The sequence below is a fragment of the Empedobacter sp. ULE_I140 genome (assembly GCF_053482575.1).
On record NZ_JBQMTX010000001.1, the window covers coordinates 2,496,868 to 2,510,546 of the forward strand.

Genomic DNA, 13,679 nt, shown 5'->3' on the forward strand with positions numbered 1-13,679 from the left:
TTATAAAAGTCTAACCGCTTTTACAAATCTAGTTTTCCAATAATTTTCATCAAGGGAAGAAATGATGACACCTTTCGAAGTTGAAGAATGTACAAAACTGATTGATCCGTCATGATTAATACTTTCTACAATACCTACATGAGAGATTGAATTTCCTGAAGTATTAAAAAATATTAAATCACCTATTTTAACATTTTCGATTGTAATTTCTTTTCCATATTCAGCTTGATCACTCGAACGACGAGGCAATTCTAAATTCATTTCCTTGAAACTTACATAAACCAGTCCCGAACAATCGAAACCTGTTTTCGTAACTCCACCATATTTGTAAGGTGTTCCTAAGTAAGATTTTGCCGTTTTTAGAATTTTATTTATATCACGAGGCGCACTATCATCAGCATTTTTAGAACGAAAAACCTCTGTAGATTCGTTTTTTTTGGAAGAAGTATAAACTTTTTTAGAACCAGTTTTCTTATACGAAGTTACTTTACTACTTCCACAAGACGTCAAGAATAAACTTGCGATAATAATTGTTGTAAGGTATATGTGCTTCTTCATTTTCGATCCAGTTTTCTTCAACAAATTTTCAACGAATAAATTTACTAAATATTATCTTGCATCACCTCTGTTAACAATTGTTTGGCTCTTAAAAGACGAACTTTAACATTTGGTAAGGTCAAATTGAGTTCTTCAGCAATCTCTTTGTATGTTTTATCTTCGATATAACGCAATTCTATAATTTTTTGATAAGGTTCTCTCAATTTTGCAATAGCTTTTATCAGCGTGTCATTATCTTGTTTTAAAATCAAATGTTCTTCTGGCGAAGGATGATCTTCTAAAATTTCTAAAAAATTGGTTTCATCATCAAGAGAAATATTCAGTTTTGGAGATCTTCTGATATGATCAATCATCGTATTATGTGCGATAGAAATTACCCAAGTCGTAAAGTCAAAATCTTCGTTATATAATTTCAATTTTGTAAAAACCTTCGTAAACGTTTCTATAGCGATATCTTCGGCTTCTTCTTCGTTTCTAATCTTAGAAAATACATAATGATAAACTTTGTTCCACAAAACCTCTATCACTGCGTTCTGAGCATTTCGTTTCCCTTTTTTAGCTTCTAAAATTATGTCCTCTAATGTCATTTACTAAATCAATTATGATAAATATAACAAAATATATAGTATAAAAAAAGCTTCAATAAAAATATTGAAGCTTAAAATCTGTAGACCCACAGGGATTCGAACCCCAACTAGCGGCACCAAAAACCGATGTGCTACCGTTACACCATGGGTCTGTCCATGATTATTATGTTAAAATTGAAAAGAAAAAATTGTAGACCCACAGGGATTCGAACCCCAACTAGCGGCACCAAAAACCGATGTGCTACCGTTACACCATGGGTCTGACTAAATTTTATTTCAATTTTTGCAACTTTTCTCTTAACTAGGTTAGATAAAAATGCCTCAACAATTGCTTATCGAGGCATAAGACTTTTGTAGACCCACAGGGATTCGAACCCCAACTAGCGGCACCAAAAACCGATGTGCTACCGTTACACCATGGGTCTATGTCTTAATTGCTGTGCAAATATAGAAAGGTTTTTTAATTCACCAAAACTAATTTTACAAGTTTTTAGCTAAAACAGACGTTTTATGTGATAAGCTATTGAAAATGAATTTTAAAAAATGATTAAATTTTTTACATTTTTTTTATCAAAGCTTCATACGGATGATTTCGTTCTTGAATTTACGTTTCAAATCTTGCCCACAATCAAAAATCATTTGCTCATTTGATGGAAATGGAGCTGGTCTTCTACCAATCATATTTATATAATCTCGATCCAAAGAACGTCGATCACCTTTGTAAGTTCCGTAAGAATCTCTAAAAATAAACTGACTTGCTAAATTTTTAGAATCGATGGCTTGCTCTTTTTGATTATCGATCAAATAATATTTTGCCGTAATTGCAGCTTCCTTGATGCGTTGTACTTCTTCAAAACGACTTTTTACTGTAATATAACGATCTACCATCACGGGTTTTCCGTCTTTATCTTTTACCACTACTCCATTTTGCACCAATTCTTCTTTACCATCAACAATTTTTTTCTCAAAATTATGCACCTCAATTTTTTCTCGTTCAGGTGAAACATTTATCGTCTCAAAACTTAATTGAATTACATAATCATAAGAACTATTTAATTTTCCCGTGTAAAATTCAGTCCAATTAGAATCCAATCCATACGAATTAAAATCTAACAAATCTTTCTCTAATAGTTTAGGAATAACAACTTCTGTGTTGTTCACCAATTGCACCAAAACTTTATACATTCCGTTTGTACGAGCCGTATTCATCAAACTACGAGTATCTTTATAATTTGAATAAACACTTTCTAAAACTTGAAACTTTTGATAAGCCGTTTGTGCATTCAGTTTTCCTCCTTGATTTAGAAAAGATTTTCCTTCATCGTACAAAAATTGCGCATACTTTTCTTGAATCGTTTTATAAGCTACTGAATAATCTTTTGTTTTGAAATTATACGTTTTCCCGCTAATCGATCTTCCATCAATTCCAGCAATCGTTTTTTGTCTTTCTTGCAAACGATTAATAATTTGATACGCTTCCTGATATTTAGAAGGATTAGTCAACGTTTCGATTTGTTTCAATCTATTTTCATCTTCTTGCTGTCCTTTGTTATAAGCTTCAAAAATTAATGGAACATATTTGATTCCATTTTTCTCCGATGGATTTTTGAAATAAGCTTGCGTAGATTGTTCAAAAGCTTGCTGAAAATTACCAGAAACCAATGCTGAATTCGCCGATTTGTACGAATTACAATTTGTAAAGAATAGTAAAGAGAGCGTTAAGGCAAGTAATTTTATTTTCATATTATCAAGGTAAGTTTTTTGTTTTTTAAAAGTAAAAAGAAAGCCAATATAAATTGGCTTTTGGTTGATATTTTTTATTCTTCAAAAATAATTGAGTTGTCTCCCAAAGATTTTAATCTTACTAAAGATTCAACTCTGATATTTTCATTCAATAAGCGATCGCGTCCTTCTTGAAATGATTTCTCAATTATAAAGCCCATTCCCAAAAGGTTTGCGCCAGATTGTTTAATCAAATTTTCAACACCCAACGCTGCATTTCCATTCGCTAAAAAATCATCAATAAAAATAACATGATCATTTTCATTCAAAAATTGACTACTTACGCAAACATCGTACGTTCGGTCTTTCGTGAATGAATACACTTGCGACGCATAAAAATCTGTCATTGTTTTAGGCTTTGCTTTCTTCACAAAAACAACAGGCAAATTCAATTCTAATCCAACCATAATCGCTGGAGCAATGCCGCTTGCTTCGATTGTAATGATTTTATTAATGTTTAAATCCGAAAATCGCTGGACAAATTCCGACGCAATTGCTTTCATCAGAACAGGATCCATTTGGTGGTTGATAAAACTATCAACTTTTAGAATTCCACCATCGAAACTTTTTCCATCCTTCAGAATTCTTTCTTTTAAAAGTTCCATTTAATATTTAGTTTTTTAAAGTTTACATAGAAAAAAAGCCAGCACATTGGCTGGCTTTGATATATTTTTCAGCTTATTCCCACTCGATAGTTGCTGGTGGTTTTGAGCTGATATCGTAAGCTACACGGTTAATTCCTTTTACCTCATTGATAATTCTATTCGAAACTAATTCTAAGAATTCGTAAGGTAATTTTGACCACGTTGCTGTCATAAAATCGATCGTATTTGCAGAACGAACAACCGCCGTATATTCGTACGTACGCTCGTCTCCCATTACTCCAACAGATTTTACAGGTAATAAAACCACGAAAGCTTGAGAAACTTCGTCGTATAAATTATGTGCATAAAGCTCGTCAATAAAAATTTGATCTGCTTCTTGTAAAATACGTACTTTTTCTTCGTCTACTTCACCTAAAACACGGATTCCTAAACCTGGTCCTGGGAAAGGATGGCGGTAAACTAATTCACGAGGAATACCTAATTCTACTCCAACTTTACGTACTTCATCTTTGAATAATTCGCGTAATGGTTCTAATAATTGAAGTTTCATATCTTCTGGTAATCCACCAACATTGTGGTGAGATTTAATAGTTGCAGAAGGTCCTTTTACAGATTGCGATTCGATTACATCAGGATAAATAGTTCCTTGCGCTAAGAATGCTGCATCTTCAAATTTATTTGATTCTTCATCAAAAACAGCCACGAAATCTTTACCAATTGATTTACGTTTTGCTTCTGGTTCATCGATACCTTTCAAGTTTGTTAAGAAACGTTCTGAAGCATCTACCATTTTGATGTTCATGTTGAAGTGCTTTCCGTAATTTTCCATTACTTTTTTCCCTTCATCTTTTCTCAATAAACCAGTATCAACAAAAATACACGTTAATTGATCGCCAATTGCACGATGAATTAAAACCGCTGCAACAGAAGAATCAACACCTCCTGAAAGTCCTAAAATCACTTTTTTATCACCAACTACTTCTTTTATACGAGCAATTTCTGTTTCGATAAAATCTTTTAAAACCCAATTCTTTTCAGCCTGACAAATATTGAAAACAAAGTTTTCTAACATTGTTGAACCATATTCTGAATGTGTAACTTCTGGGTGAAATTGTACCGCAAAAATCTTTTTATCTTCGTTTGCGATTGCCGCAATATCTATATTTGATTTTCCTGAAATTGTAAATCCTATTGGCGCTGTCATCACTTCATCGAAGTGACTCATCCAAACTGTAGATTGTTCTGGAACTCCTGCGAATAAACTGTTTTGAGCTAAAACTGTTAATTCAGATTTTCCATATTCTCCTTTTTCTCCTTTCTTAACTTCTCCACCTAATAAATGCGAAATCAATTGCATTCCATAGCAAATTCCTAAAACAGGAACGCCCATTTCGAATAATTCTTTTTCTACCAAAGCGGCTTCATCTCCAAAAACTGAAGAAGGTCCTCCTGATAAAATAATTCCTTTTGGATTGTGTTTTTTGATTTCTTCGATCGAAGTGTTGTAGGGAATAATTTCTGTATAAACTCCAAATTCTCGAATTCGGCGCGCGATTAATTGATTGTATTGCGAGCCAAAATCTAAAATAATAATTCCTTGCGTCATTGTGTTTGTCTTTGTGCAAAATTAAGTGAAATTCGGCGCAATCACAATTTTATTCACGTCATTTTTCATTCTTTTGGGCAGATTTTTATAGTTTTCCAAGAACTTAATATTTTCATAACTTTAAAACCGATTAATCGAAATAATTTTACCTTGAAAAAACAATTCATCATGAAAAAAATTATATTTACTGCCTTAACAACCTTTATGCTTACAAACATGGCAAATGCTCAAAAAATTATTGCTCATCGTGGTTATTGGGACACCGAAAACAACGCAAAAAATTCAATTAAATCATTAAAATCTGCACAAGAAATTAGTGCTTATGGTTCTGAATTTGACGTATTAATTAGTGCTGATAATGTTTTGATGGTAAATCATGATGATCATTACCAAGGTCATACAATAGAAACTACAAATTCTTCTCTTTTAAAAACGTTGAAATTAGCTAACAACGAAAATATGCCAACTTTAGAAGAATATTTTGAACAAGGAAAAAAGAATAAGAAAGTTAAATTAATTTTCGAATTAAAACCTCACTCATCAAAAGAAAATGAAGATCGTGCAGTAAAAAAAGCAATTGAAATCATCAAAAAACATAAAGTAGAAAAACAAGTTGAAATCATTTCATTTAGTAAAAACATTTGTGATGAATTCAAGAAATTAGCTCCAAAATTTCACGTTTCTTATTTAGCTGGAGATTTGTCTCCTCAAGAAGTAAAAGCGAGAAATTGGAATGGAATTGATTATCATTATAGCGTTTTTCAGAAAAATCCTACTTGGGTGAAAGAAGCAAAAGATTTGGGCTTATTGGTTAATGTTTGGACAGTTAACGACCCAAAAGTGATGCAAGAAATGATTGATATGAAAGCTGATTATATTACAACTGATAAACCTTTGATTTTAAAAGAAATTTTGACTAAATAAATTAGTATATTTAGCGGAATAAGAAATCATTTTATGTCTCAACTTAACTCATTCGAAATCTATTCATTTACAACATTAAACCAAATTCATAAAGACTATATTTTTAAAATTTGGAACAACGAATATCCTATTAATTTGGCTTTTGAGAGTTTACAGGACACCGAAAATTATTTGAATAGTTTGATTGAAGCGAAACATTTTTTTGCTGTAGATGAAAACAATCAAATGCGAGCTTGGGCGGTTATTTTTGAAAGAGATTATGAAAAATGGTTTGCAATAATTGTGGATAGCGAGTTGCATCAAATTGGTTTGGGACGTAAAATTCTTAATCGATTAAAAACATTTTCGACAGAACTAAATGGTTGGGTAATCGACCATGAAAAAGATACAAAAGCGAATGGAGAGCCTTATTGTTCTCCGTTGGCTTTTTACATGAAAAATGATTTCAATTTACTTCCTGAAATTCGTTTGGAATTAGAGAAAATTTCTGCGGTTAAAATTAATTGGAGAGAGTAATAAAACAAAAAAGAGAAGCTTATTAACTTCTCTTTTCTATTTTATTCTCCTAAAACCTTTTCCAAATCAGTGCTTCCTTGTATATTTCGCATTTGTCGCTCTATATGACTAGCGCGTCTACTGATAAAAGACGAAGGCGGATTCACATTATATTTTCGTGGCAATGGCAAAGCTGCTGCAATTCGAGCCGCTTCATTTTTGGTTAAATCTTTAGCTGGTTTATTAAAATAATATTCTGAAGCTGCTTCAACTCCAAAAACACCAATTCCCATTTCTGAAGTGTTCAAATACATTTCTAAAATACGTTGTTTGCCCCAAATTTTTTCGATCATAAACGTAAAATAAACTTCCAATCCTTTTCTCAACCAAGAACGACCTTGCCACAAAAACACATTTTTCGCTACTTGTTGAGAAATCGTAGAACCTCCACGAAGTTTTTTCCCTTCTTTATTTTTTTCGATCGCTTCTTGTATTCCATCCATATCAAATCCATTGTGTACAGGAAACTTTTGATCTTCGGAACCAATTACAGCCAATTTTATATTTCGTCCCATTTCTTCATAGGAAATATAATCGCGCTTAAATTTTCCTTGTTCAAAACCTTGCTGAACTTGCGTAATCGTGAACGGCGGATTAATCCACTTTAACACAACAATGTATACAAGATGAGCTACAAAAAGATAAATTACAACCTTACGAATAAATTTAAACATTTTATTTCTTTAAATTATGAAAGCAAAGTTATACGATTTATTGAATTTTGAAAATAAAAAAAGCTCCAAAAATGGAGCTTATATTTCTATTCTTTATTTTTTCTCAACTTTCGTTGAACCAGATGTGGGAGCTAATTTTTCTTTTGCAACATCTTTCACGTTTTTTAACTCAGCGTTTACAGGCTCAATCAATGATTTTGTAGGACTTTCATTTCCTCTGTGACACATTACACATGTTACAACATTGATCATTTCAGGATTTTTTGCATTTTCCCAATTGAAATTTTTCGCGTTAATATCACGTGTCATTACAATCATATGACGTGCAAATTCCTTTTCTTTTTTTGCATCACTTGCAAAATCCATCTTTTTCGTATCTGGATTTTCGGCGTGGCAAAAATTACATTTCACTCCTAAAGCAGCGTTGTATCCGCGCATCAAACCTTTCAAACTATCTTCCGAAATGTTTTGTGGTAACACTTTTAGATTTTTCCATTCTGAACTTGAAATTGCTTTTCCTGTGTCAATTTGACGAGAAGTCGTAAACGAAAAAATACTAAACATCAACGCTACAACTACCAAAGAAACCATTATTCTATTTGTTTTCATTTGTAATAATTTTGTTTATAAAAGGTAAAACAAATCTTAAACTGAATAAACCCTTCAGAAAAATTTGGAATAATTTTAAATAAAACCTTTAATGAATTAAAAATAAATCAATTAAAATCTCCAAACTAGTAAACGCGAAATTTTATTCCCTTGTTGCATATTTACAATTCGGTAATCTCTTACTTTTTCACGTTTCAAAATACCTTCCAAAATTCGAACATTTTCTTTCTTAGAAACCAATGTTGTAAACCATTTTACTTGATGTTTATAATCCGCACTTTCTTTTATCATTTTCGTGATAAACAGACGCTCTCCTCCTCTACACCAAAGCTCAGAATTATTCCCACCAAAGTTTTGAATTGGTTTTTGATCAGATTTTTGACCTAAGTTTTTCAGTTTACGCATTGTTTGCTCCATCACTTCTTGATTCGATCTAAAAAATGGAGGATTACAAATTGTAATATCAAATTTTTCGCCTTGTTTGATGATTTTTTTGAAAATATTGTTTGGATTAAATTGCATTCTAATCTCAACTTTGTTACGTAATCGAGCATTTTTCTTGACAATTTCTTCCGCATTTTTGAAAGAAGCATAATCCAACTCTGCGCCAACAAAGTTCCAGTCGTATTCGTAATTTCCAATAATCGGATAAATACAATTCGCTCCAACACCAACATCCAAGACTTTTACATCTTTTCCACGCGGAATTACACCATCAAAACTTTCACCCAAAATATCGGCAACATAATGAATATAATCGGCGCGACCAGGAATTGGTGGACACAAATTATCTTTTGGCAATTCCCAATAATCAATATCATAATATGTTTTCAATAACGCTTTATTCAACGCTTTTACAGCTTCTCTATCCGAGAAATTAATCGTTGGTTCGTTCTCTTTATTGGGTTTGATATATTTGGAAAGTGGGGAATAAATCGCACACAATTTTTCGAAATTATAAGGCGCTAAATGACGATTGCGCGAATGTAATTTTTTTAATTTACTCTTCTTTTCGGGAGTATTCATACAAAAATATTTATGCAAAAATAAGACAACCTTTGCAGTTTTCTGCAAAGGTTGTTTTTGAATTCGTTTATTTTAATTGTTTTTGTAGCGTTTCGATTTGTTTCAAAAGATGATGAATCACTTCTAAACCTTCTATATTAACGCCCAAATTATAATGAAATTCAATAAATCGTTCGATTAATTTCAAATCATTTTCTTCGATAAAATATTCTTGGTTACGCTCGTGCAAAACAACCAAATCATTTTTATACAAATCAATCACAAATTGAGGTTCAATCTGATGATATTTACTAAACTGAATAACAGATATCGTTACATTTTTCATGGTTTTAAGCTTTTTTAAGTGAACGTAATTTCTCGAATAATTCTTTTTCTTCTGCTGATAAATTAGTTGGAGTTTTTACTGAAAATGTCACATACAAATCTCCAAATTGATCATCTTTCTTATAAATTGGTAAACCTTTTCCTTTCAATTTAACCTTTTTATTATTCTCTGTTCCTTCTTTTATTGGAACTTTCACTTTTCCAGAAAGTGTATCAATCATCGCTTCTCCACCCAAAATTGCATCGTATAAGTCGATTTCAACAATTGTAGATAAATCTGCTCCATTAACTTCAAAAGACGTATTATTTTCGATATGAAACGTGATATACAAATCTCCATTTGGACCATTGTTATAACCTTTTCCACCGTGACCTTTTATCTTAATCGTTTGCCCATCTTCTACTCCAGCTGGAATTGTAATTCGAATATTTTTACCATTCACAGCAAAAGTTTGTTTATGCGAAGTCAATGTATCTGTCAAATTTAGTGTCAAACTGGCATTAACATCTTGCCCTTTATAACCTGTTGATCTACTCCTTCCTTCGCGTCCAAACATCGAACTGAAAAAATCTGAATAGCCATCAAAATCACCAAAACCTTCAGCTCCATCAAAATCGCTATTACTATATTGATATTGTTGCTGTTGTTGCTGACGAGCTTTTTCATATTCTTCACCATGTTGCCAATTTTCTCCATATTTATCGTATTTTTTACGTTTTTCTGGATCGCTCAACACTTCGTTTGCTTCATTTAATTCTTTAAATTTCTGTGCAGCTTCATCGTTATTTGGATTAAGATCGGGATGATACTTACGTGCCAATTTCCGATAAGCTTTTTTTATCTCATCTTGTGATGCGGTCTTTTGCAGACCTAATGTTGTATAATAATCTATAAAAGCCATAGTAATAATAAGTTTGTGTGGTAATTTAATCAAAATCAGTTCCAATTTTTTCAAAACTGACAATACGACTTATTCTTTTTTATCTATTTTAAACCTTTTAATATTTTATCCGAAAAAGATAAATTTATTATGATTAATTCATAAATTTTCAAAAATAATTTGGATATATTCAAAAAAATCAATTATTTTTCATTTATAAAAGAAAGTTATGAATAGAAAAAATTTTTCGAAAAATATATTAATTGGATCGGCGGTTGGTGACGCATTAGGAGTTCCAGTTGAGTTTAAAAGTAGGCAATATTTACAACAAAATCCTGTCACAGATATGATGGGTTATGGAACATACAATATGCCTCCTGGCACTTTTTCTGACGATAGTTCGATGATGTTTTGCTTGGCTGAATCGTTGTGTAATGGTTATAATGTGAATGATATTGCAGAAAAATTTCAGATGTGGATGCACGAAGGTTATTGGACGGCTGACGGAGAAGTCTTTGATGTTGGAATTTCTACACGAAAAGCAATAAATCGTTTACGAGTTGTAAAAAATCCAATTGAGGCTGGTTCTACATCCGAATCTGATAATGGAAATGGATCGTTAATGCGTATTCTTCCTTTAGCAATTTTCACGAAAGATTTATCGATTGATGAACGCTGTGAAATCGTCAAAGAAGTTTCTTCTATCACGCATGCGCACAATCGTTCTGTTTTGGCGTGTATTTATTATATTGAATTTGCGTTGAACGTTTTAGATGCCGAAAATCTAGAAGAAGCTTATCTGAACACAAATTTTTGGTTAAAATTATTCTTAGAAGAAAATGAAATTTATAAAAATGAATTTACATATTTCGAACGAATTTTAAGTGGAAAACTAATTGATTTAAAAGAAGATGAAATTAAATCAACTGGTTATGTCATGGATAGTTTAGAAGCTTCTATTTGGTGTTTGCTACATACAAGTTCGTATAAAGATTGTGTTTTGAAAGCGGTGAATTTAGGACATGATACCGATACAATTGCTTGTATTGCTGGTGGAATTGCAGGGATTTATTATGATGCAGAAACAATTCCGACCAATTGGATTGAGCAATTAGCGCGAGTGAATGATATTTTACATTTAGCAGAACAATTGGAAGAAAAATATGAATTTTAGAAAGCTTGAACTATTCTAAATTCACCAAAAACATTTTCGTAAATTTGCAAAATGGAAAGTCAAAAAAATAATCCATTACACGGAAAACGTTTAGACGATATTATCGAAGAATTAGTAATTTATTACGGCGGTTGGGAAGGTTTGGGAAATCAAATTAACATCAGATGTTTTAATGATAATCCAAGTTTGAAATCATCGTTGAAATTTCTTCGAAAAACAGATTGGGCACGTGCAAAAGTAGAAGAATTGTACATTAAGAAAATTGCAAAATAATGAGTGCAACTATTCTTGAAGAAAAGATTTTTATTGATTCTGAGCTCTTAACCAATATCGAAGAAGAAAGTCAGGTTATTATACATTGTTGTATGGCGGCAGATGAATATGCAAATGCTGCACGTATTTGGCCTTCTACTTTTATTATTGATAATCAATCAGGAAAACGTTGTCAATTGGTTTTTGCGGACGGAATTACAATGTATCCAAATTGGACGTATATCGAAGAAGGTTCGTCTCTTCATTTCACTTTAATTTTTAATGGTTTGCCAAAAAGTTGTCAATCATTTGATTTAGTCGAAATTATTCCGCAAGCTGGAGGATTTGAATATCGAAAAATAAATCGAAATAAAAGCGATGTTTATCACGTCGAATTTTCAGAATAAATTAAAAAAAATGCGTTTCATTTGAAACGCATTTTTTAATAATATAAACTGTATTTTTTATTGAATTACTCCAATATCATTTCGATAATATTCGTAATCAAAATGTACTTTTTTGATGTTTTCGTAAGCAGTTTCACGTGCTTCTTCTAATGTATTTCCTAATCCAACTATGTTGATTACGCGTCCACCAGAAGTAACAATTTGTTCACCTGATAATTTTGCACCAGCAATAAAATTAGGACAAGTTACATTTTCTAAACCACGAATCTCAAAACCTTTGTCGTAATTTCCTGGATATCCTCCCGAAACCATCACCACACAACACGCATGTTGATTTTTGAAAGTCAAGTCAAAATCTTCTCCTTTAATTGCTTTATTTACAACCTCAGCCAAATCATTTTCTAACAAAGGTAAAGTTGTTTGAGTTTCTGGATCGCCCATTCTTAGGTTATATTCCAACAAATAAACACCTTTTGTTGTAATCATCAATCCAAAGAAAATAACACCAGCAAACTCTGATCTTTCCTTAATTAAACCACATTTTGTTGGCTCCATAATTTCTTCTTCGAACATTTTGAAATGCTCTTCCGTAAACAATGGATTTGGAGCGATAACGCCCATTCCACCAGTATTAAGACCAGTTTCTCCTTCACCAATTTTCTTGTGATCTTTTGCCGAAACAAATGGAACGATTTTTTTCCCGTTAAAGAAAGACAAAATAGAGGCTTCAAAACCTTCTAAATATTCTTCAATAACCACTTCGTTTCCTGCATCACCAAAGGTTTTATCTTCCATGATATCCAAAACAGCTTGTTTTGCTTCTTCAAAATCTTGGCAGATAATAACTCCTTTTCCAGCCGCTAAACCAGAGGCTTTCACTACAATTGGATAATCTTGTGTTTTCAAATAATCAATCGCCAACATTGGTCCTTGAAAATTTTTATATTTTGCTGTTTTCACACCATATTTATCCATAAAATCCTTCGCAAAAGCTTTAGAAGCTTCTAATTGCGCAGCTGCTTTATGAGGTCCAAAAACATTTAAATTCTCTTTCTGAAAAATATCAACGATACCTTCTGCTAATTCAGCTTCTGGTCCAACAAAAGTTAAATCGATTTGATTTTCTTTCGCGAAATTTTTCATTTCTTCAATCGAAGAAACTGAAACGTTTGTTCCGATTTGAGCTGTTCCTGCATTTCCTGGAATAAAAAACAATTCTAAATCTTGTCCTTTTTGCTTGAAATCTTCAGCAAACTTCCATCCTATTGCATGTTCACGACCACCTGAACCGATTACTAAGATGCGAGTTGCGGTTTGCGATTCGCGGTTTGCGCTATTATTTTGTTCCATTGTTTTTCTTTGTTAAATAGTTTTGAAAATTTTTATTCATTCTACAATAATGATCAATTAATTCTAAAGCTTCATTTAATTCTGACTCTGTTATATAATTCAACTCAAAAGCTATTATTAATTGAGCTTCAACCTCAAAATCAGAACCTTTTGAAATAGATAGAAAATTAATCATTTGCTGATTTGAATTTCTTCCAGAACCTTCTGCGATATTTGAAAGAATTGAAACAACTGCTCTTTTTATTTGAACAGTTAATCCATACTTTTCTGATTCTGGAAATTTATTAGAAAGATTATAAACCAGTCTTAAAATTTCCAAACTTTTTTGCCATATGTCTAAATTTCTATAACTTCTCATTTACACT

17 protein-coding genes and 3 tRNA genes are annotated in these 13,679 nt (G+C 32.0%); 5 read left to right on the plus strand and 15 right to left on the minus strand.

Going from position 1 to position 13,679, the window contains the following annotated elements:
• The 8 genes from ACTS9J_RS11960 to guaA form a co-directional block, all read right to left on the minus strand.
• Positions 1–558 (minus strand): C40 family peptidase, encoded by a 558-nt coding sequence (locus ACTS9J_RS11960; protein ID WP_038334631.1) that lies wholly within the window; start codon positions 556–558, stop codon positions 1–3.
• Positions 559–602: 44 nt separating this feature from the next.
• Positions 603–1,145 (minus strand): RNA polymerase sigma factor, encoded by a 543-nt coding sequence (locus ACTS9J_RS11965; RefSeq protein ID WP_038334626.1) that lies wholly within the window; start codon positions 1,143–1,145, stop codon positions 603–605.
• 81 nt (positions 1,146–1,226) lie between these two features.
• A tRNA-Gln gene (locus ACTS9J_RS11970) sits at positions 1,227–1,297 on the minus strand.
• Positions 1,298–1,336: 39 nt separating this feature from the next.
• Positions 1,337–1,407, minus strand: a tRNA-Gln gene (locus tag ACTS9J_RS11975).
• Positions 1,408–1,499: 92 nt separating this feature from the next.
• Positions 1,500–1,570: transfer RNA gene (locus ACTS9J_RS11980), tRNA-Gln, on the minus strand.
• 145 nt (positions 1,571–1,715) lie between these two features.
• Positions 1,716–2,888, minus strand: a complete 1,173-nt coding sequence (locus ACTS9J_RS11985; RefSeq protein ID WP_286495801.1) for a hypothetical protein — start codon at positions 2,886–2,888, stop codon at positions 1,716–1,718.
• Between the two features lie 74 nt (positions 2,889–2,962).
• The gene (xpt, locus tag ACTS9J_RS11990) at positions 2,963–3,532 is read right to left on the minus strand and encodes a xanthine phosphoribosyltransferase (protein ID WP_219034709.1); all 570 of its coding nucleotides are present in this window, start codon (positions 3,530–3,532) and stop codon (positions 2,963–2,965) included.
• 73 nt (positions 3,533–3,605) lie between these two features.
• Entirely contained in the window at positions 3,606–5,138 is a 1,533-nt protein-coding gene (guaA, locus tag ACTS9J_RS11995; RefSeq protein ID WP_125349033.1) for a glutamine-hydrolyzing GMP synthase, read from the minus strand.
• Between the two features lie 168 nt (positions 5,139–5,306).
• Between guaA and ACTS9J_RS12000 the strand changes: the two genes are divergently transcribed.
• Together ACTS9J_RS12000 and ACTS9J_RS12005 are read left to right on the plus strand one after the other, a co-directional pair.
• Positions 5,307–6,062: a glycerophosphodiester phosphodiesterase gene (locus ACTS9J_RS12000; RefSeq protein WP_313304025.1), complete on the plus strand. Its 756-nt coding sequence runs from the start codon at positions 5,307–5,309 to the stop codon at positions 6,060–6,062.
• A 33-nt stretch (positions 6,063–6,095) separates the two neighbouring features.
• On the plus strand, positions 6,096–6,578 hold the full coding sequence (locus ACTS9J_RS12005) for an N-acetyltransferase (RefSeq protein ID WP_291061899.1): 483 nt from the start codon (positions 6,096–6,098) through the stop codon (positions 6,576–6,578).
• Positions 6,579–6,619: 41 nt separating this feature from the next.
• Here the strand turns inward: ACTS9J_RS12005 and mtgA are convergent, their stop codons facing one another.
• The 5 genes from mtgA to ACTS9J_RS12030 form a co-directional block, all read right to left on the minus strand.
• Positions 6,620–7,291, minus strand: coding sequence for a monofunctional biosynthetic peptidoglycan transglycosylase (gene mtgA / locus ACTS9J_RS12010; protein ID WP_291049037.1), 672 nt, complete (start codon positions 7,289–7,291; stop codon positions 6,620–6,622).
• 93 nt (positions 7,292–7,384) lie between these two features.
• A complete protein-coding gene (locus ACTS9J_RS12015; RefSeq protein WP_125349029.1) occupies positions 7,385–7,900 on the minus strand; it encodes a c-type cytochrome in 516 nt (171 codons plus the stop codon).
• A 111-nt stretch (positions 7,901–8,011) separates the two neighbouring features.
• Positions 8,012–8,926 carry a 23S rRNA (adenine(1618)-N(6))-methyltransferase RlmF gene (gene rlmF / locus ACTS9J_RS12020; protein ID WP_038332349.1) on the minus strand — a complete coding sequence of 305 codons (915 nt, stop codon included), beginning with the start codon at positions 8,924–8,926 and terminating at the stop codon, positions 8,012–8,014.
• A 67-nt stretch (positions 8,927–8,993) separates the two neighbouring features.
• Positions 8,994–9,251 (minus strand): chaperone modulator CbpM, encoded by a 258-nt coding sequence (locus ACTS9J_RS12025; RefSeq protein WP_135834956.1) that lies wholly within the window; start codon positions 9,249–9,251, stop codon positions 8,994–8,996.
• Positions 9,252–9,255: 4 nt separating this feature from the next.
• Positions 9,256–10,152, minus strand: coding sequence for a DnaJ C-terminal domain-containing protein (locus ACTS9J_RS12030; RefSeq protein ID WP_221855517.1), 897 nt, complete (start codon positions 10,150–10,152; stop codon positions 9,256–9,258).
• Positions 10,153–10,360: 208 nt separating this feature from the next.
• Between ACTS9J_RS12030 and ACTS9J_RS12035 the strand changes: the two genes are divergently transcribed.
• The 3 genes from ACTS9J_RS12035 to ACTS9J_RS12045 are packed head-to-tail and all read left to right on the plus strand — an operon-like array spanning position 10,361 to position 11,964.
• A complete protein-coding gene (locus tag ACTS9J_RS12035) occupies positions 10,361–11,305 on the plus strand; it encodes an ADP-ribosylglycohydrolase family protein (protein ID WP_114999545.1) in 945 nt (314 codons plus the stop codon).
• A 51-nt stretch (positions 11,306–11,356) separates the two neighbouring features.
• Complete coding sequence (locus ACTS9J_RS12040; protein WP_038332359.1) at positions 11,357–11,578, plus strand: VF530 family protein; 222 nt, start codon at positions 11,357–11,359, stop codon at positions 11,576–11,578.
• A complete protein-coding gene (locus ACTS9J_RS12045) occupies positions 11,578–11,964 on the plus strand; it encodes a hypothetical protein (protein WP_114999543.1) in 387 nt (128 codons plus the stop codon). The genes ACTS9J_RS12040 and ACTS9J_RS12045 overlap by 1 nt, the downstream gene beginning before the upstream one ends.
• Before the next feature lie 57 nt (positions 11,965–12,021).
• On the opposite strand, the gene purD is transcribed toward ACTS9J_RS12045, so the two are convergent.
• Both purD and ACTS9J_RS12055 read right to left on the minus strand, forming a co-directional pair.
• Complete coding sequence (gene purD / locus ACTS9J_RS12050; protein ID WP_125349024.1) at positions 12,022–13,314, minus strand: phosphoribosylamine--glycine ligase; 1,293 nt, start codon at positions 13,312–13,314, stop codon at positions 12,022–12,024.
• The gene (locus ACTS9J_RS12055) at positions 13,301–13,672 is read right to left on the minus strand and encodes a four helix bundle protein (protein ID WP_125349023.1); all 372 of its coding nucleotides are present in this window, start codon (positions 13,670–13,672) and stop codon (positions 13,301–13,303) included. The genes purD and ACTS9J_RS12055 overlap by 14 nt, the downstream gene beginning before the upstream one ends.
• Between the last annotated feature and the right edge of the window lie 7 nt (positions 13,673–13,679).

Bases quoted from the DNA above. Each gene is read 5' to 3' on its own strand.
- purD (WP_125349024.1), bottom strand. From the start codon at position 13,314: ATGGAACAAAATAATAGCGCAAACCGCGAATCGCAAACCGCAACTCGC.
- ACTS9J_RS12045 (WP_114999543.1), top strand. From the start codon at position 11,578: ATGAGTGCAACTATTCTTGAAGAAAAGATTTTTATTGATTCTGAGCTC.
- xpt (WP_219034709.1), bottom strand. From the start codon at position 3,532: ATGGAACTTTTAAAAGAAAGAATTCTGAAGGATGGAAAAAGTTTCGAT.
- ACTS9J_RS11965 (WP_038334626.1), bottom strand. From the start codon at position 1,145: ATGACATTAGAGGACATAATTTTAGAAGCTAAAAAAGGGAAACGAAAT.
- mtgA (WP_291049037.1), bottom strand. From the start codon at position 7,291: ATGTTTAAATTTATTCGTAAGGTTGTAATTTATCTTTTTGTAGCTCAT.
- rlmF (WP_038332349.1), bottom strand. From the start codon at position 8,926: ATGAATACTCCCGAAAAGAAGAGTAAATTAAAAAAATTACATTCGCGC.
- guaA (WP_125349033.1), bottom strand. From the start codon at position 5,138: ATGACGCAAGGAATTATTATTTTAGATTTTGGCTCGCAATACAATCAA.
- ACTS9J_RS11985 (WP_286495801.1), bottom strand. From the start codon at position 2,888: ATGAAAATAAAATTACTTGCCTTAACGCTCTCTTTACTATTCTTTACA.
- ACTS9J_RS11960 (WP_038334631.1), bottom strand. From the start codon at position 558: ATGAAGAAGCACATATACCTTACAACAATTATTATCGCAAGTTTATTC.
- ACTS9J_RS12035 (WP_114999545.1), top strand. From the start codon at position 10,361: ATGAATAGAAAAAATTTTTCGAAAAATATATTAATTGGATCGGCGGTT.
- ACTS9J_RS12000 (WP_313304025.1), top strand. From the start codon at position 5,307: ATGAAAAAAATTATATTTACTGCCTTAACAACCTTTATGCTTACAAAC.
- ACTS9J_RS12025 (WP_135834956.1), bottom strand. From the start codon at position 9,251: ATGAAAAATGTAACGATATCTGTTATTCAGTTTAGTAAATATCATCAG.
- ACTS9J_RS12005 (WP_291061899.1), top strand. From the start codon at position 6,096: ATGTCTCAACTTAACTCATTCGAAATCTATTCATTTACAACATTAAAC.
- ACTS9J_RS12015 (WP_125349029.1), bottom strand. From the start codon at position 7,900: ATGAAAACAAATAGAATAATGGTTTCTTTGGTAGTTGTAGCGTTGATG.
- ACTS9J_RS12040 (WP_038332359.1), top strand. From the start codon at position 11,357: ATGGAAAGTCAAAAAAATAATCCATTACACGGAAAACGTTTAGACGAT.
- ACTS9J_RS12030 (WP_221855517.1), bottom strand. From the start codon at position 10,152: ATGGCTTTTATAGATTATTATACAACATTAGGTCTGCAAAAGACCGCA.
- ACTS9J_RS12055 (WP_125349023.1), bottom strand. From the start codon at position 13,672: ATGAGAAGTTATAGAAATTTAGACATATGGCAAAAAAGTTTGGAAATT.